The following is a 17,921-nucleotide window of genomic DNA, read 5'->3' on the forward strand; positions in this document are numbered from 1 at the left end:
ATAAGACACAGGGACTGTTATGTTTTCTAAAATTCTAATCGCCAACCGTGGTGAAATTGCCTGCCGAGTTGCTGCGACTGCCAAGCGTTTGGGTGTGAGTACCGTCGCTGTTTATTCTGATGCTGACCGTGAAGCTAAGCATGTGGCTGTCTGTGATGAAGCGATTTATTTGGGTGGTTCTGCCCCAAAAGACAGCTATCTAAAAGGCGATGCTATCATTGCGATTGCCCTTGATACTGGCGCACAAGCGATTCATCCGGGTTATGGATTTTTAAGTGAAAACGCGGATTTTGCGCAGGCTTGCCAAGATGCAGGATTGGTTTTTATTGGTCCATCGGCTGATGCTATCCGCGCTATGGGCGGTAAGTCGGAGTCCAAGCGTTTGATGGAAGCGGCGGGCGTGCGACTAATACCCGGTTATCATGGTGACAATCAAGACGCAGCATTTTTGCAACAGCAAGCAGATAATATTGGCTATCCGGTACTGATTAAAGCCAGTGCAGGTGGTGGCGGTAAAGGCATGCGTATCGTCGAACAAAGCAGTGACTTTATCGATTTGTTAGAATCATGCCGCCGTGAAGCGATTACCAGCTTTGGTAATGATCAGGTATTGGTCGAAAAATATGCCCTAAAACCACGCCATATCGAAATCCAAGTATTCGGCGATACGCATGGCAATTATGTGCATCTGTTTGAGCGTGATTGCTCGGTGCAGCGTCGCCATCAAAAGGTACTAGAAGAAGCGCCGGCACCGGGTGTCGATGCTGCGATGCGTGAAGCGATGGGAACTGCGGCGATTGAAGCGGCACGTGCAGTCAGTTATTTTGGCGCAGGTACGGTTGAATTTATCGTTGAGCAACGCGCGGGCGCTATGCATTTCTATTTTATGGAGATGAATACCCGCCTGCAAGTTGAGCATCCCGTTAGTGAGGCTATCTCTGGCGTAGACTTGGTTGAATGGCAACTGTTGGTCGCGGCAGGCTTACCCCTCCCTAAAAAACAAGAAGAGCTAGCAATCAACGGTCATGCGATTGAAGCACGTATTTGTGCTGAAAATCCTGATAATGGGTTTCTGCCAGCGACGGGCATTTTATTTACTTATCAAAAGCCTAAACATAGTACTTTCGTTATTAATAAAAATAGCGCTGATGTACGTATCGATGACGGCGTACGTGAAGGTGATGTCATCAGTCCGTTCTACGACTCTATGATTGCCAAATTGATCGTGCATGCACCAACGCGCGAGCAAGCATTGGCTAAGCTCGACCGTGCGTTAGCGCAAACGCGTATCGTCGGTCTGCCAAATAATGTGGCATTTTTACGTTATATCATTAATACAGAATCTTTTAGCCAAGCCAATCTTGATACGGCGCTGATTGAACGTGAGCGTGATGAGTTGTTTGATCAGCATCCGCTTGCGCTATCGACGCTTGCAGTGACGGCTATTACCCAGCAGCTTGCCAGTGAAGCGGCAGCGCAAACAGCGAAAAGTACAGGTGCAGACCCATTTAGTAAACCGATAGGCTTTCGTGCCTTTAGCGATTATACGCGCTCGTTTAGCTTGGTTTATGATGAGCAATCTTATAACGCTCGTATTAGTAATTGGCACAACGCCACTTGTTCAGACAGCAAAAAAGGCAGCGATAACCTCAGTAGCTTTACGCTTATTATTGAAAAAGAAATCAGCAATACTGAAGATAATAGCAATGCTAATGTAGCCGCGCAGACAGAAATGGTTTATGAATGTCAAGGTAGCTACGTCAGTAGCGATGCGCATAATCATACGTTATGGTTAGATGGTGCTCGTATCAACGCCCAAAGCTGGACAAGCCATGAGACCGTCTATGTCTTTACCGATAGTGGGCGTGATGAGATTACGCTGATTGATATCATGGCGCACGTTGGTGAAGAGTCGGCGGCGGTTGGTAGTTTAAAATCACCGATGCCGGGTCAGGTAGTGGCCTTTAAAGTCGCGGTTGGCGATAGCGTTAAAAAAGGCGAGCCGCTCGCGGTCATTGAAGCGATGAAAATCGAACATACCATTACGGCACCAACTGATGGTGTAGTTGCAGAATTGTTATTTGCGGCAGGCGACTCGGTTGCTGATGGTGATGAGCTGTTGCGTATCGATACTGAAAGCCGATAGCGGACAGACGAGTAATAACAAGGTGAATAAGTAAAAAGGATAATTAGCATGAGTATATCGTATCCAAAGCACGTCACCATCGTTGACGTCAGCCCCCGTGATGGCTTGCAAAATGAGTCCAAAACCGTGCCGACAGCAGTAAAGCAAGCACTTATCGATGACTTAATTGCAGCAGGTATAAAGAAACTTGAAGCTACTAGCTTCGTCTCGCCCAAATGGGTGCCGCAAATGGGTGATAATAGCGCGCTGTTAGAGGCACTTGCGCCGACACGTCACGCCGACGTTTGCTACTCGGTACTCGTACCGAATATGCGCGGTTTTGAGAATGCGATCAATCATCGCCCTGATGAAATCGTTATTTTTGGCTCAGCCAGTGAGACCTTTAGCCAAAAGAACATCAATTGCAGTATTGATGAAAGCATTGAGCGTTTCGCGCCCGTTGCTGCAGCAGCAAAAGCGCAAGGCATCAAGGTGCGCGGCGTTATCTCTTGCACGGTTGGTTGCCCTTATGAAGGTGAGATTGATCCAAGTAAAGTGGCATATGTGACCAAGCGTTTAATTGAGATTGGCGCTGAACAAATTGGTATTGCGGATACCATTGGTGTAGGTACGCCGCTTAAGGTACAGCGTGCGCTACGAGCCGCACTGGAATATGCTGATATTGCCATGCTATCTGGGCATTTTCATGATACTTATGGTCAAGCACTAAGCAATACCTTAGCGGCACTACAGATGGGCATCAGTGAATTTGATACCTCAGTCGCTGGGCTTGGCGGATGTCCGTATGCCAAAGGCGCGACGGGTAATGTTGCAACTGAAGATGTGGTTTATATGCTGCATGGCATGGGTATCAGCACTGGTATTGATTTGGATAAATTGGTCATTGCTGGTGAGCGTATTAGCAAATTCTTAGGTCGTCCTAACGGTTCAAATGTGGCACGTGCCTTGATTAATAAACGTCAGTCTTAACCAACATATAATTTATTTACTTTAAAACTGATATAAGTGCTACTGGAGTAAATTTTTCGCAGCCTCTGTCACGCCTGCGAACAGCAAGCAAGAAAAATTAGCACCAGTAGCACGGAATTATTAACGTATCGATTTTATGTAGAACTGGCTATGACATCAAAAATGGTCTCAAAAAGATGGTGCTTTAAAAAATGGATTAAAATCTAAAACACCAAAATACAAGGAATGGTTATGAGTTTACCTGGATTGAATTTTCAGCTTGGCGAAGATATTGATGCCTTACGTGATATGGTACAACAGTTTGCTGCCAAAGAAATCGCCCCGCGTGCAAGCGAAATCGACAGTAGTGATGAGTTCCCAATGGATTTGTGGCAAAAGATGGGCGACATTGGTCTACATGGCATTACCGTTCCTGAAGAGTACGGCGGTTCTGATATGGGCTATGTCGCGCACATGGTCGCGATGGAAGAGATTAGCCGTGCCTCTGCTTCTGTAGCGCTAAGCTATGGTGCGCACTCAAACCTATGTATCAACCAAATCAAACGTAATGGCTCAGAGGAACAAAAGCAAAAGTATCTGCCTAAGCTCATCAGTGGCGAGTTCATTGGTGCATTGGCAATGAGTGAAACTGGTGCGGGATCAGATGTCGTTAGTATGAAGCTAAAAGCCGAAGAAAAAGATGGCAGTTACGTGTTGAATGGTAGCAAAATGTGGATTACCAATGGTCCTGACGCCGACGTGATGGTGGTTTATGCAAAAACTAATCCAGAGTTAGGCGCTAAAGGTATGACCGCTTTTATCGTTGAAAAAGGCATGGAAGGCTTTGGCACCGCGCAAAAGCTCGATAAGCTCGGTATGCGTGGTAGTCATACTGGCGAGATGACCTTTAATAATGTTGCAGTACCTAAGGAAAACATCTTGGGCGGCTTAAACGAAGGCGTCAAAGTTTTGATGAGCGGTCTTGACTATGAGCGTGCGGTATTGGCTGCAGGTCCTATCGGCATCATGCAAGCCGTGATGGACAACGTCGTCCCTTATATCCATGATCGTAAGCAGTTTGGACAAGCGATTGGCGAATTCCAGCTCATTCAAGGTAAAGTCGCTGATATGTATACTATCTTGCAAGCAGGTCGCAGCTTCTTATATACCGTTGGCAAAAACCTCGATATGCTAGACAAACGTGGTGCCGGTCATAGCCGAGAAGTGCGCAAAGATTGTGCCAGTGTCATTTTATGGTGTGCCGAAAAAGCCACTTGGATGGCAGGCGAAGGCATTCAAATCTTTGGCGGTAATGGCTATACCAACGAGTATCCGCTTGGTCGTTATTGGCGTGATGCCAAGCTATATGAGATTGGCGCAGGTACCAGTGAGATTCGCCGTATGTTGGTTGGTCGTGAGTTGTTTAACGAGACTAAGTAAAAATTATTGAATGTTTGTTAGATATTAATTTCAGAATAAAATCGATACAGTAATATCCTCGTGCTAATGGGCTAATTTTTTCTTGCTTGCTGTTCGCAGGCATGACAGATGCTACGAAAAACTCATCCCATGAGCACTCTGTATGGGTTTGAAATCGAACAGGATATAACAAAAAAGCAGGACGCTTAAAACGTCCTGCTTTTTTATTCTTATTTCATAAATATTCTAAACTATTATGCCTGTTTATTATGATCAAAATAGCGTGCGAGACCATTTAATAATAAGTCATCACGCAGCCTGACTGGACGATTGATGTGTTGGGCGATAATGGCTGCATCGCCGCCAGTCATGATGATCTCAAAGTTAGGATGGCGCGTGCTAATCTCGTTAATGGCGCCGACGATTGATAATAGTATTCCGCGATGTACCGCATCTTGCGTGGTGATACCTTGACCAACACTATCAAAGGTGCCATTAGAGATGGTAATTTGCTTCGTACCAGAAAATAATGATTCGCGTTGTAGGTAAATACTTGGGAAAATATAACCGCCTAAATGCTCAGCATGGTCAATTAAGTCAATCGTTACGGCGGTACCGCAGCCAATCACGCATTGACGTTTTGTTCTATCAACTGCGCCGAGCATTTGTAGCCAGCGATCACAGCCAAGCTGTTCGTCATTATACGCACTCTTCATGAGCGGATAATCAGCATCGACATGAACAAATTTAAATGGGATATTAAGCCGACTTAATGTCTCTGAAACCTTCATGTTAAGGTCGTCACCTAGCACCGATGAGATACCAATAAAGTCAGGTGCATAACGCTCAAAGCGATCAGTCAGACCCATGAGTAATTCGGCAGGGGCTTGTAAATGTTGCTTGGCATCATGTGCGACTATCTGCCCGATATCATCGGTTAGCCAGTATTTTAGGCGGGTGTTTCCAAGATCAAGCCAGAGCATAACAATCCCTTTATATAGTGCCCGTTGGGTAGCTGATTTACACCTTATCAATAACGTCGATGCGTCCAGTAAAAAGCGCAGAAATATTACCGTTATCTTGGCGTAATTGCAAACATCCCTGTGTATCAATACCGCAAGCATGACCTGTTAGCATGTCTGACTGACCGTTATGTTCTTGAGTAACTCGCAAGCGTAACCCTGCCAATGCATCCATCGAGTCAAACTGTTCTAAAAAGCTGTCCAAATTATAGCTTTGACCAGTTGGCTTTTCCAACCCTAAATGCTCAAAGCACGTCATCGCTGCCATGAACGCTTTGCTCATTTGCTGATAAAGCTCGCGTAAGCTTGGTAGACTGCTGGCTGGTGCTTTTGGCTGCAGTATCTGCTCGATATCCTGTAAGCTAATCGCTTGATAGCTCATGCCTTCACAGGTTTGTGCGGTTAGCTGCGGTGTGGCTTGTACATTGAGACCAACACCCATCACTACGCCAACCAGCTTGCCAGCTTGGGTGAGGGGTTCTATCAAAATCCCTGCAAGCTTGTGAAAGGGCAGGGTTTGTGCTGCTGATTCAGATTCATCTTGCGATGTGTTAGACGATGGTTGGTAAAAGCCTAAATCATTGGCCCATTTTACCCCAATCGGCGTCAATCCCTGCGCGCGTAATTGCTCGTTTAGCATTTGAATAACGGGCATCTTAGCCAGCTCAACGCCAATAATTAACGACAATAAACCGCTAATTGGCATATGCACTGGATAATATAACGACAGATAAACATTGCCGCGCGGCGATTGCCATGAGCGCCCGTGTTGCCCACGCCCTGCGCTTTGGGTTGCGGCAGTCAATAGGTGCATTTCAGCAGCATTAAGCGTGCCATTTTGCACGTCTGTTATCAGCTCGCTATTGGTAGAGGGGCTTGTTGTTAGATGGCGGTGGTTGAGTTCAGGTAAATGATCGAGCACTAATGAATCAGGTAGACAGTCAGATAAATGGGCAAGTGGCGGCATAATTTTCGTCGATGTGGTTAAGGTGGCAGATGTGGCATGAATAATCTTTGATATACTGAGCGACTGTTGTTAATAAACAGTATCAAATAGACAGCATAAAGCTCAGCTTATGATTTGGCAAATGCAATTAAAAATGTGTTATATAAGTGATGATAAAATAAATAATTTAATAAAAAAGACGCATTATAAAAGGCTGATTCGATGATGTTATATGTGTGGTTTGTGATTGCAGGAGCATTCGCGGGTGTCTGCGCGGGCTTGTTCGGTGTCGGCGGTGGCATGATTATCGTGCCAGCATTGGTCTGGATTTTTACTGCTTATCATTTCCCGCCAGAAGTGGTCACCCATTTGGCCATTGGCACCTCACTTGCAACCATCGTTGTGACCTCGATTAGCTCACTAACTGCTCATAATAAGCGCGGCGGCGTACGCTGGGAAGTTTGGCGCAAAATGGCATTGGGTTTGGTCATCGGTAGTCTGGTTGGCGCGGGCGTCGCGGATATGATTGATGGCAAAGTATTGCAATCACTTATCGGTGTTGGCGCCTTATTAGTCGCCTTAAAAATGCTATTTTTATCCAACAAAGAGCAGCTCGGTAAACCTTTACCATCTACTGGCGTACAGTTTGGCGCCGGTGCCGGCATTGGCATGGCATCGTCTATTTTCGGTATTGGTGGCGGCAGCTTGACCGTGCCGTTTTTAAACTGGGCGGGACTTCCAATGAAGCAGTCGGTCGGTACGTCAGCCGCTTGTGGTTTACCGATTGCATTGGCAGGCGCAGGAGGTTTTGCGTGGTTTGGTCAAGACGTGGTCAATTTGCCGGAAGGTACGATAGGCTTTGTCCATATTTCAGGATTTTTATGCATTTCAGTGGTCAGTTTCGCGATGGCAAAAGTCGGTGCAAAGCTTGCCCATGTCTTGCCTGCGCTAACGCTGAAACGTGCATTTGGCGTGCTACTGCTATTTGCTGGTGGACAGCTTTTGTTAAGTGGAATTGGGGTTATATAAAGATTTTAAATTTTAATAGAAATTAAAGCGTTAACTTAAGGGTATTGGTAAATGAAAGCTGCAGAAAAGTATCGTCGTGTGTTTGGCTCAATAAGCCATCTCAAAGACCAGATTCCATGGACAACAGGTTTATCCAACATGGTAGAGTTTCTCGTATGGGAGCCACAGCGTGTACTTGGTATCAGCAAAAAGCAATATGTTAACCAAATTATTGAATGGGCAACAAGTCCAGAATTGAAAGATAAGAGTCTCGAAGAAATCCAGAAAGAAGTTAATAAAAAACTTAATCAAAAAATGAGTGAGTCTGAGCAGTTAGAAACTTACTCAACGCAAACGACAGGTATCTGCAATGCTAGGGAAGCTGTTCGCCGAGTGAAGTTTTTTTCTGAAGATTACCTAAATAAAGAATTCGATATTTTCCTCAGTTTATGTAGTGATAGCTATCTAAATTTATTCTATGCGCAATTTATTAATTTCGACCAAAGCGGTTCATGGTCGACACATGGTAATAGTGGCATCTTTGAATATAGTACCGAACTAAACGCTATGTTTATGGATAATTTATCCTATAACCATGAGGCAAATATATTGATTGCCAATGAGTTAAAGCTTAATGGTAAAAAAAATGCTGACCAAATATTAAAGTATTGTTTAATGTATGAGTATTTATCAGAGATAGGTTTCATTGATAAAGATGCAAAGTTTTTACTACTATTCATTGGTGGCAGTGTTCTAAAAGAAGATAAGCAAAGCCTTGTTGATCAAGAAATAGCCATGTGTCAGAGGAAGCCTGAAAAATATCAGCATCTATTAAGACCTGAATTATTGGAAGTGGTTACGCACTTAGAAGTAGCGAGTATCACTTGGCAATCGCTGATTGAGTTTAATAATCATTATTTGAATGACAATGAGATTTGCCAAGTAGAACAAAAGTTGCTGCAAGGATTCGATCAAAGCCTTCAATCAAAATCGTTTATGCACTTATAATTTTAACCCTAAAAACTTAAGACAATTTCAGGTAGAATAGCCGCCTGTTTTTGCTGATATTACTGACTTTTCATGCGTTTAAAATCTCTAAAGCTGGCAGGCTTTAAATCCTTTGCCAACCCAACGACTTTTACCTTTCGTCATGGTATCACCGCCATTGTCGGGCCGAACGGCTGTGGCAAATCCAACGTTATTGATGCCATTCGCTGGGTGCTGGGCGAAACCTCTGCCAAGCAATTGCGCGGCGGGGCGATGAGCGATGTCATCTTCGCCGGTACGCAAGATAAAGCCGCCAAAAGTGTCGCCAGTGTCGAGCTAACCTTTGAGCATACTCAAGACGAGCAGACGGGCATTCGCCATGAGTTTAATCTCTATCAAGAGTTGTCCGTCCGCCGTCAGATAAATTTGGAGGGTCGCTCGGATTATTTTATCAATGGCACGCGCTGTCGTCGCCGTGATGTCGTCGATGTATTCTTGGGTACTGGTCTTGGCGCGCGCAGTTATGCGGTCATCGAGCAAGGGATGATTGGGCGAATTGTTGACTCTAGCCCGTTGCAATTGCGAGAGTTTATCGAAGAGGCGGCGGGGGTATCACGTTACCAAGCCCGCCGTGAAGAAACCCAAAAGAAGTTAGAGAAAACCCAAGATAATTTAGCACGCTTGTATGATATGCAAAGCGAATTGGTCAGCCAACAAAAGAGACTGTCCAAGCAAGCAGCCAGCGCTGAGCGATATGAAGAATTAGCCCTAACACTTGCTGATATCAAACAGCAACTCGCCATTCAGAAGCTCTATCAAGCCAAGCATAGTCAGCAGCAGCAAAAAATAGCGCATGAGCGTAGTGCTACTGAAGTTGCAGCCTTGAAAGCAAACTATGAAACGCTAAAAGCTAAGCAAGATAAACTTGCCACCAATATCAACCAAGAGCAGTGGCTCAAAGACGATGCCCAAAGTAGCCATTATCAGCAGCAATTAAGCTACCAACAAGCGCAGCATCAACTAAGTGATGCAAAGTCACAGCTGACCACCATTGAGCAGCAGCTTACGAGTTTAGATCAGCAGCGCGAGCAAGTAGCCCATGAAATTGATGAATTAAAAGCCGAGCAGATTGAGCAGCAAGAGTCATTAGCAGCTTTGCGTCCACAGCTTGTTGAATTAAAAAACAAGCGCGAGTCACATAAACGTAACGAGCAACCATTACAGCGCGCATGGCATGAGGCGCAAAACCAGCTATCACATTTGCAAGATAATGCGCGCATGCTTGAGCAGCAGCAAGCTATCAATAACCAAGCACATAAACGTCACCAGCAAAGCCATGATAAATGGCAACGTCGCCAGCAGAACTGGCAGGATTTATGGCTGCAGTTACAACAATCACTATCACCTATTGATACTAATAATGGTACTAATGGGCGCGAAAAAATTGATACGAACAATTTAAAGCAGACCTTAGAGGCGCAGGTTGCTGAGCTAAGTAAGCAGTTGCAACAGATTGAGCGCCAACAAGACAGCGTTAATGAGCGATTAGTAGAGTTACAACCACAAGCGCATGATTTGCAGCAGCGTTTGAATACGCACCAGCGCGAGTTGAGCGAGAATGAAAAACGCCACGCCGTATTGGCAAGTGAGTACGATACTCTACACCAGATATTGCATCCGAAGCCGACGCCAAAATTGCAACAGCCTGTTAATGAGCAAACTGGTTTAGAAAGTAACGCTATCAATTATCAGCACGACTTAGCTGTTGCAACTTTACGTGAGCAGATTGAATTAAGTGAAAAAGGACGTGAGCACGCAGCGCTAATCGATAGTGTATTAGCGTTATGGTTAGATAGTCATGTGCTAGTCTCAAACCAAACCAACCGACTAATCGTTGATAACGCGAGCGCTGACTCTCAAAAAGAAGAGAACTTATGGCAGGTGCTTGAGCCTGACTTACAAGATTTATTGGTTTATCAAAATGTGCAAAAACAGATTGTACAAAAGAAGCACGCTAATACAGAAGGTAAGTCATCAATAGCAAATGGTTATAGCTTATGGTTATCTGCTCAGAAAGGTGATACAGATACAAAGCCATTTATTAATACTTTACCAGACCACTTAATTGACAAAGTTATACCTTTAACAGAGCTGATTAGCGCGCCGAACTTAGCGCTTTGGCAGCAGTGCTATTTATATGTTACTCAAAATGAAACAGATAATAAGCAAACATTAGAAGCGCTTGCTGATATTTTAAAAGCCCTACCGTCATCTGCACTTTTACTCACCACTGACGGTTGGCTTATCAGTCGTCAAGGTACGATGAATCTCAGTAAGTTTATGGGTGCGCAAAATGGAAAAAACGAGAGCAATAATCAATTTTTAACCCAGCGCTTACAGCAGCGTACGCGTCTACAAACGCTAGAAGAGCTGCTTGATGATTTTGAAAGCAAGATACAAGACCAGCAAAAAGCCATTGCTAAAAATCAGCATGACTATGATGCACTGACAGTTAATGTAGAAGAAACCCGCGCCCAAGCGCAACAATTAACCCGCGATAAGCATCAATATCAGCAGCAACTTACCACCCAACAAGCTCATACTGAACGCATACAAGCAGATAACCAACGCTTAAATGCTGATAAAGTCGCCCTTGAGCAAGAGCAGCAAGAATTGGCGCAAGAGCTACAAGCGCTTAATGCTGAGCAGCAGCATATTCAAAGTGAGATAGCAGCGCTGACGCCAAAAATAGCGGATTCTCGTACGACAAGCCAGCAATTGCAAGTTGAGCGTAATGAGCTAAATCGCACGCGTCAGGCAGATGATGACGCTTGGCAAGCATTACAACTGCGTATTCAGCAGAGTGAAATGCGTTTAGAGCATAATGTTAGTAGTCTTGCACGGGCAAGTGCGCAATATGATAAATCGCTACAAAGTAAGCAGGGTTTACAGGCAAAGTATGAGCAGCAGCAAAACAAGTTGCCAGCACTGCAAGCGTCATTACAAAGCGCACAGATAGCACGCACTAAACAGCAAACGTTATTGACGACGCGCGAAACTGCATTGAACGTGCTTAAACAAGATTATAGTCAGCAGCAGACTGAGTTAGATATGTTGCAACAATCATTGCAAAAACAACAAAGCGAGCTTGCCCACAACTCGACTGAACTGGCACTAAGCGCGGTGAGGTTAGAGGATGCTAGCAGCCATACGCAAGAAGCGCTAGATGCGTACTCTAATGCGAGTCATAAATATAAAGCGCAGTCGGATATATCTCAGCAGCCACAGCATCAGCAACAAGTGATGAGTGTCTCAAATCTATTAGCGGACTTTATTGTGCATGATCGCCGTGTGCGTCCAGACAAAATTGCTGAGCTTGAGACTGAGCGTAATAAGCTTGAGCAGCAATTAAGCAAAATTGGCGCAGTTAATCTCGCCGCAGTGGCAGAGTTGGCAGAGGTTAATGAGCGTTTAGAGCCACTGGCGCAGCAGACAGCAGATATTGCTGCCAGTATGCAGACGTTGACCGAAGCGATTGCCTCTATTGATGAAACCACCAAAACGCTATTTATGCAGACGCTTGATGCGGTCAATAATGAGCTGGCGGATTTATTTGCCAAAGTATTTGGTGGCGGGCAAGCAAGCTTAACGCTAAATACTGACGATATGCCAGCCAATATACCTGCTGATAAACATAAGTTAGAACAGTGGCGCGCAGGGCTAACCTTGATGGCACAACCAAAGGGCAAACGTAATAGTCGATTAGCCGTGTTATCAGGCGGTGAAAAAACCCTGACTGCGCTGAGTTTGATTTTTGCGATATTTAAGCAGCATCCAGCCCCATTTTGCGTGCTTGATGAGGTCGATGCACCGCTTGATGATGCCAACGTCGCGCGCTTTACCAGCTTGATTCATGAATTAGCAGACGATTTACAATTCATCTTTATTAGCCATAATAAGCTGACGATGCAAATTGCTGATGAGCTAAAAGGTGTTACCATGCCAAGCGCAGGGATTTCTACCTTGGTCAGCGTATCGCTCGATGAAGCAGCACGTTACCTTTCTGATTAAGAGCATTGCTGAATAGCAAAAATAGTGATAACTGGCAGCGATTGTCAGTGGTATAGTTAGGGGTCAGGGCAGAAGGTCACGCAAGTGTGTCAGCCTCACGGTAAACGATGACTATATGATGACGATATTAATTAGCCATGCTAGACTATTGCCATTTATTCCCTCTTATGTATTCCCTTTTGTCGTAGATTAGGATTATTTCTCATGACCGCTATTCAGTTTATATTGATCGCCATCGCTGCATTGATTGTGCTTGCCGGGCTAATTATGGTCATGCGTAGCTTTAAGCGTCGCAAAAATGCCGAAGCTGCTGCGGTCAATTATGATAAAAACGGTATTCCTATCATACCGCGTCATGAACGCAATATCGTCGACCAGCCAGATTTAGACGACACAATCGCTGGCGAAACCAGTATCACGCCTGACCGCAGTTATTTAAATGCGGTCGTTGAAGATGCACCTTTGAGCCAAGCGCGTCAGCAAGATGATGTACAGTTGATGGCTGGATACGATAATGTCAGCCGCGATGTAAACGATAGCTATAGCCAAGCAAATGATGAAGATTATGCGCGCTGGCAGGCTGAACAGCAGCACGCTGACAATAGCGAGCTTGTAGAAGTCCCTGAACAGAGGTATATCGAACAAGAGCCTGATGCGTTTTCAAGCTTGGTATCGGCAACCGATAGCCTGATGCCATCTATTGATACGGCAGAAGAGCCAAGTTTCAATAACAACAGTCCGATACTCGATCAGCATTTATCAGAGCCTGTCGATGACGTGCAAAACGGTCCATTAATCAATGCCAAAGACAATATCAATATCACTATCTTGCCGCACCAATATCGCGACCGTCCAGCAGCAGTGATTCGCGGTCGTGATTTATTGGCATTGATCGATAAATATGGTCTGCGTTATGGCGCGATGAATATGTTCCATCGCTATGAGCAAAAAGACGGCACTGGCATGCTGTGGTTTAGCATGATGGGCATCACCGATAGTGGTATCGCACCTTTTGATCCGCATAGCGTGGCGACCAATAACTATAACGGCGTGGTGGTATTTTTGTCTTTGCCACATCCGCAAGCGCTGCGCAGCTTCGATAGTATGATGAGTATCGCTTATATGATGGCAAGCGATTTGGATGCTGTGATGCTAGATGAAGAGAATGACCCAATCACGCCTGAATATAAGCAACAGCTACGCAACCAAGTCCGCGATTATGAAGGTTAATCGCTACCAACGTTGATTAAAAATAGGTGAATAATATCAGTACTAAAAAAGGCAAATAGCGACAACGTTATTTGCCTTTTTTATTTTTACTTATAAACCGTTTAAAATAAAAAATTGGCTCATTTGACAGCGCTTTACTGGAATAGATTTTCCTCGCTTGCTGTGTGCTATGCACTCCAGAGGCTTCGAAAAATCTATCCCAGCAGCGCTGCGTTTGATTTTCAAAACGCCAATTACATTTTGATTTCTACAAAATGATATCCGAGCATCTTGCAAAATTGTTATCATATCGGCATCTTGAATTGCAAAAAAAAGACGCCGACTATGACTGACCCTATCTCACCGCTTAACTCTAAAGACATTAATAAAGACATCAATACGGCAAAATCTGCAGCAAATGATGCTGCTATCATTGCCAAAATGCGTACGCTTATTGATACTTTAAAGACGCACAATTACGCCTACTACGTCCTCGACAATCCCATCTTAGAAGACAGCGAATACGATCAGTTGCGTCGCTCTTTATTAGCGCTTGAAGAAGAATACCCAGATTTGGTGCAGCCTGATAGCCTAATCAATCAAGTTGGCGATATGCCATTGTCTGCCTTTACCCAAGTCACCCATGATATTTCCATGCTGTCGCTTGGTAACGTCTTTGAATATGATAATCTGCGTGATTTTATGCGCCGCGTGAATGACCGCTTAAGCGTGGCTCAGCAAAACCCAGAATACGAGATAGAGCTAAAGCTGGATGGGCTGGCAGTATCATTAAAATATGCTTATGGTAAATTTGTGCAAGCGGTCACGCGCGGTGATGGTCAAACGGGTGAGGATATTACCCAAAATGCCAAAACCATTCGCAATTTGCCACTTTGGCTTGCTGATGCTGCTGACATTGGGCTATTAGAGGTGCGCGGTGAAGTGCTAATGCCCAAAGCAGGTTTTGAGCGTTTGAACCGCCTTGCTGAAGAAAAGGGCGATAAAACTTTTGCCAATCCACGTAATGCGGCCGCTGGTAGCTTACGGCAGCTTGACCCAGCCATTGCCGCCAGCCGTCCGTTAGCTTTTTATTGCTACTCAGTGAATCAAGGGCTGCCTGAAAGTATTGAGACTCAATCAGCGGCCCTTGCTTGGTTAAAGGACATTGGCTTTAGCGTCAGTGCGGTGAAAGTAGTGCAGAATCCACGTGAGGCGCAAGATTATTATGAATCAGTCATTGCAACGCGTAGCGACCTACCATTTGAGATTGATGGCATGGTGATTAAGGTCAATAGCTTGGCACTCCAGCAGCAGCTTGGTTTTTTATCCCGTGAGCCGCGCTGGGCGACCGCGTATAAATTCCCTGCCGAAACCGTGATGACGCGCTTGCATAGCATTGACTGGCAAGTCGGACGCACCGGCGCGATTACGCCCGTTGGTAAATTAGAACCCGTGAAAGTTGGCGGCGTCACTGTCAGCAACGTCACCTTGCATAACTTTGGTGAGATTCAGCGCTTAGATGTGCGCGCCGGCGATATGGTCAGCGTGCACCGTGCAGGGGATGTGATACCTAAAGTGACCCGCGTCTGGATCGATCAACGTCCAGAAAATTCTGAACCCGTTAAATTGCCATCGACCTGCCCAGTATGTGACTCGCCAGTGGTATTACCTAAAGATGAAGCGTTGGCGCGCTGTACCGGTGGTTTGTTTTGTCCGGCGCAGCAGGTTGAGGCGCTCATTCATTTTGTCTCACGCCGGGCAATGGATATCGATGGCTTAGGCGCAAATTGGCTGATTAGCTTTTTTGAGCATGGCTTAATTAAAACCGTCGCTGATATCTATCAATTGCACAATCATCAAGACGAGCTCATTACGCTTGAGAAATTAGGCGAAAAATCGGTGCAAAATATCATCAGCGCCATTGAAGCCAGTAAGCATACAACCCTTGCACGTTTTATTTATGCACTCGGTATTCGCGGCGTTGGTGAGACCACGGCGCAGAATTTGGCGCAGCAATTTGGTGATCTCGATGCGTTAATGTCTGCCAGTATCGAAAAACTGCTACTTACGCCCGATGTCGGCGCTATTACCGCTGAGCTTGCCTATAAATTCTTCCGCGCACCGCACAATATCGAAGTCATCACGGCGTTACGTGATGATGGCGTGTATTGGGACAAGGTTGCGCAAGTAGTATCAGAGGGATTGCCACTTGACGGGCAAACGTGGGTCATCACCGGTGCACTTGATAGCATGGCACGTGATGAAGCCAAAGCTAAGCTGCAAGCGCTCGGTGCAAAAGTCTCCGGCAGTATCTCGGCAAAAACCACTGTGCTACTAGCAGGTGACAAGGCTGGCTCGAAAATGGCGAAGGCAGAAAAGCTAGGGGTAAAAGTGGTGGGTGAAGAAGAATTTTTAAAAATGTTAGAAAATTCATAGAGTTTGATGCATAGGGTGGGTTAGTGATAACCCACCCTATTTAATTTATAATTGATCCACTTTTAAAGGAGTACAGCACTGAGCCATGCTAAAGAAACTATACCAGTAAACTTGGTAAACCAACGACTCGACAAGGAGTTTACCATGACCAAGAAAATACAGAGTTACAGTACAGAATTTAAAGCAGAGGCTGTCAAAAAGATAGCCGATAATAGCGGCAATCGCTAATTGACTAGAAAGCTATCCTGCCAAATCATAGTGGATATCAACCTACATTTACCTAACTGCTAAAAAAGCTACGTATCCGTAGCAAAATCGTGCAAAATCAGTCTTGAACTGGATTATCAACTTCTTTATCTTTGATAGCTTATATAGGTAGTCCATAGCTGACGACCTAATAATCTAATCTCTAACACTGACTGATAAAACTCCCATGACTCAATCAAAAAAAGCTTTTTATTACCGTCCTAAGACTAATCAACATAACAGTCCAACCGTGCGCTGGATGTTTTTGATATTTGGCTGGGTATTTTTTGCCTTGGGTATCATTGGCGTATTGTTACCTGTTATGCCGACCGCACCTTTTATATTATTGGCGGCAGGGTGTTGGGCGCGTAGCTCACGACGTTTTCATTTTTGGCTGATTAATCATAAATACTTTGGCAAATTTGTCCGAGATTGGGAAGATCGCCATGCCGTACCCTTATATGGCAAGTGGTTGGCAACAATAATGATGGCAATTTCAACGACTATGTTATTTTTTAGTATTCCTGCCGATATGATATGGGTGGCGTGGCTGGTAGGCGCGGTCTGTACTGGGGTAGCGATATATTTGTTCCGTTTGCCAAATGCCTAATATGCCTTGATTTTAGAGGAAAAAACAGTCAGAAATAGGCTTTGGTTACACGAAATCTAAGATAAGACTTGCGATAATGGGATCTTGCCCTTATAATACTTCCAAGCTTAAGAGCAGTTCTGCACCAAATCATTACCTCGTAGTATTAGTTATAATCCTTCGTTTTAATATTTATCGTTCAGTAGCTATTTGCAAGCGTTACCGGTCACTAGACCATTAATAAATTTAAAAGTAGGATTATCAATATGTCAGATACTCAAAAAGGTACAGTTAAGTGGTTCAACGAAGCTAAAGGCTTTGGTTTTATCGCTCCAGAAAGCGGCGCAGACGTTTTTGCTCATTACAGCGAAATCACTGGTTCAGGCTTCAAAACTTTAGCTGAAGGCCAAGAAGTTGAGTTCACTGTAACTCAAGGTCAAAAAGGTCCACAAGCTCATAACATCGTTGCTATCTAATTTGTCTTTATAGACTCTTAGAGCAAGATGAATAAAAGACGAACCTTCGGGTTCGTTTTTTTTCGTCTGATATTTGCTGTGAGCTGTCTATAAAAAATGCCTACATGCAATGTTTATGTACTATAGTTAGGGAAAAGTAATATTGATACATCAAGCACTGCTGGTATTCATTTTTCTTGCTTGCTGTGCCCATGCACACACAGGCTGCAAAAAATTTATACCAGCAGCACTGTAGCGTTTTTGAGATATTTTAACTATAGTCAACGAACAATAAATCCGATACAATAACCGTTATGGCATATTCAAAAGATTACCGACAAATGATATTAAGGAAACTAGAAGACGGTCACACCTATCGTCAACTTGCTCTGGAGTATCAAATAAGCACCAGCACCATACAAAGCTGGTGTAAAAACAT

Annotated in this window: 13 protein-coding genes; 11 read left to right on the forward strand and 2 right to left on the reverse strand. The window is 44.6% G+C overall.

The features are described 5' to 3' along the window. Nucleotides 1-19 precede the first annotated feature (19 nt). From JMW90_RS10930 to JMW90_RS10940, 3 genes are all read left to right on the forward strand, one after another. The gene (locus JMW90_RS10930; RefSeq protein WP_201564125.1) at nucleotides 20-2,146 is read left to right on the forward strand and encodes an acetyl/propionyl/methylcrotonyl-CoA carboxylase subunit alpha; all 2,127 of its coding nucleotides are present in this window, start codon (nucleotides 20-22) and stop codon (nucleotides 2,144-2,146) included. 48 nt (nucleotides 2,147-2,194) lie between these two features. Then, complete coding sequence (locus tag JMW90_RS10935; RefSeq protein ID WP_276529658.1) at nucleotides 2,195-3,115, forward strand: hydroxymethylglutaryl-CoA lyase; 921 nt, start codon at nucleotides 2,195-2,197, stop codon at nucleotides 3,113-3,115. Between the two features lie 231 nt (nucleotides 3,116-3,346). After that, nucleotides 3,347-4,534 carry an isovaleryl-CoA dehydrogenase gene (locus JMW90_RS10940; protein ID WP_201564127.1) on the forward strand — a complete coding sequence of 396 codons (1,188 nt, stop codon included), beginning with the start codon at nucleotides 3,347-3,349 and terminating at the stop codon, nucleotides 4,532-4,534. Nucleotides 4,535-4,767: 233 nt separating this feature from the next. Here JMW90_RS10940 and JMW90_RS10945 read toward each other — a convergent pair whose 3' ends face one another. Together JMW90_RS10945 and JMW90_RS10950 are read right to left on the reverse strand one after the other, a co-directional pair. Continuing rightward, the gene (locus JMW90_RS10945) at nucleotides 4,768-5,496 is read right to left on the reverse strand and encodes a pantothenate kinase (protein ID WP_201564129.1); all 729 of its coding nucleotides are present in this window, start codon (nucleotides 5,494-5,496) and stop codon (nucleotides 4,768-4,770) included. A gap of 37 nt (nucleotides 5,497-5,533) precedes the next feature. Beyond that, the gene (locus JMW90_RS10950) at nucleotides 5,534-6,502 is read right to left on the reverse strand and encodes a biotin--[acetyl-CoA-carboxylase] ligase (RefSeq protein ID WP_201564131.1); all 969 of its coding nucleotides are present in this window, start codon (nucleotides 6,500-6,502) and stop codon (nucleotides 5,534-5,536) included. Between the two features lie 204 nt (nucleotides 6,503-6,706). Here JMW90_RS10950 and JMW90_RS10955 point away from each other — a divergent pair, with 204 nt between their 5' ends. The 8 genes from JMW90_RS10955 to JMW90_RS10990 all read left to right on the forward strand — a co-directional run. Continuing rightward, nucleotides 6,707-7,510: a sulfite exporter TauE/SafE family protein gene (locus tag JMW90_RS10955; protein WP_201564155.1), complete on the forward strand. Its 804-nt coding sequence runs from the start codon at nucleotides 6,707-6,709 to the stop codon at nucleotides 7,508-7,510. A gap of 51 nt (nucleotides 7,511-7,561) precedes the next feature. After that, nucleotides 7,562-8,497: a hypothetical protein gene (locus JMW90_RS10960; RefSeq protein WP_201564133.1), complete on the forward strand. Its 936-nt coding sequence runs from the start codon at nucleotides 7,562-7,564 to the stop codon at nucleotides 8,495-8,497. 72 nt (nucleotides 8,498-8,569) lie between these two features. Next, nucleotides 8,570-12,547, forward strand: a complete 3,978-nt coding sequence (locus JMW90_RS10965) for an AAA family ATPase (protein WP_201564135.1) — start codon at nucleotides 8,570-8,572, stop codon at nucleotides 12,545-12,547. 204 nt (nucleotides 12,548-12,751) lie between these two features. After that, the gene (locus JMW90_RS10970) at nucleotides 12,752-13,777 is read left to right on the forward strand and encodes a cell division protein ZipA (RefSeq protein ID WP_201564137.1); all 1,026 of its coding nucleotides are present in this window, start codon (nucleotides 12,752-12,754) and stop codon (nucleotides 13,775-13,777) included. A 324-nt stretch (nucleotides 13,778-14,101) separates the two neighbouring features. Further along, entirely contained in the window at nucleotides 14,102-16,192 is a 2,091-nt protein-coding gene (gene ligA / locus JMW90_RS10975) for an NAD-dependent DNA ligase LigA (protein WP_201564139.1), read from the forward strand. A 433-nt stretch (nucleotides 16,193-16,625) separates the two neighbouring features. Next, complete coding sequence (locus JMW90_RS10980) at nucleotides 16,626-17,048, forward strand: YbaN family protein (protein ID WP_201564141.1); 423 nt, start codon at nucleotides 16,626-16,628, stop codon at nucleotides 17,046-17,048. Nucleotides 17,049-17,293: 245 nt separating this feature from the next. After that, nucleotides 17,294-17,503: a cold-shock protein gene (locus JMW90_RS10985; RefSeq protein ID WP_201564143.1), complete on the forward strand. Its 210-nt coding sequence runs from the start codon at nucleotides 17,294-17,296 to the stop codon at nucleotides 17,501-17,503. A gap of 293 nt (nucleotides 17,504-17,796) precedes the next feature. After that, on the forward strand, nucleotides 17,797-17,921 hold a 125-nt coding region (locus tag JMW90_RS10990; RefSeq protein WP_201564145.1), incomplete at its 3' end, for a helix-turn-helix domain-containing protein.

The sequence above is a fragment of the Psychrobacter glacincola genome (assembly GCF_904846215.1).
GTDB classification, from domain to species: domain Bacteria; phylum Pseudomonadota; class Gammaproteobacteria; order Pseudomonadales; family Moraxellaceae; genus Psychrobacter; species Psychrobacter glacincola.

Excerpts from the sequence above, each read along its gene's own strand:
- JMW90_RS10930 (WP_201564125.1), top strand. The coding sequence starts at position 20 with ATGTTTTCTAAAATTCTAATCGCCAACCGTGGTGAAATTGCCTGCCGA.
- JMW90_RS10935 (WP_276529658.1), top strand. The coding sequence starts at position 2,195 with ATGAGTATATCGTATCCAAAGCACGTCACCATCGTTGACGTCAGCCCC.
- JMW90_RS10940 (WP_201564127.1), top strand. The coding sequence starts at position 3,347 with ATGAGTTTACCTGGATTGAATTTTCAGCTTGGCGAAGATATTGATGCC.
- JMW90_RS10945 (WP_201564129.1), bottom strand. The coding sequence starts at position 5,496 with ATGCTCTGGCTTGATCTTGGAAACACCCGCCTAAAATACTGGCTAACC.
- JMW90_RS10950 (WP_201564131.1), bottom strand. The coding sequence starts at position 6,502 with ATGCCGCCACTTGCCCATTTATCTGACTGTCTACCTGATTCATTAGTG.
- JMW90_RS10955 (WP_201564155.1), top strand. The coding sequence starts at position 6,707 with ATGTTATATGTGTGGTTTGTGATTGCAGGAGCATTCGCGGGTGTCTGC.
- JMW90_RS10960 (WP_201564133.1), top strand. The coding sequence starts at position 7,562 with ATGAAAGCTGCAGAAAAGTATCGTCGTGTGTTTGGCTCAATAAGCCAT.
- JMW90_RS10965 (WP_201564135.1), top strand. The coding sequence starts at position 8,570 with ATGCGTTTAAAATCTCTAAAGCTGGCAGGCTTTAAATCCTTTGCCAAC.
- JMW90_RS10970 (WP_201564137.1), top strand. The coding sequence starts at position 12,752 with ATGACCGCTATTCAGTTTATATTGATCGCCATCGCTGCATTGATTGTG.
- ligA (WP_201564139.1), top strand. The coding sequence starts at position 14,102 with ATGACTGACCCTATCTCACCGCTTAACTCTAAAGACATTAATAAAGAC.
- JMW90_RS10980 (WP_201564141.1), top strand. The coding sequence starts at position 16,626 with ATGACTCAATCAAAAAAAGCTTTTTATTACCGTCCTAAGACTAATCAA.
- JMW90_RS10985 (WP_201564143.1), top strand. The coding sequence starts at position 17,294 with ATGTCAGATACTCAAAAAGGTACAGTTAAGTGGTTCAACGAAGCTAAA.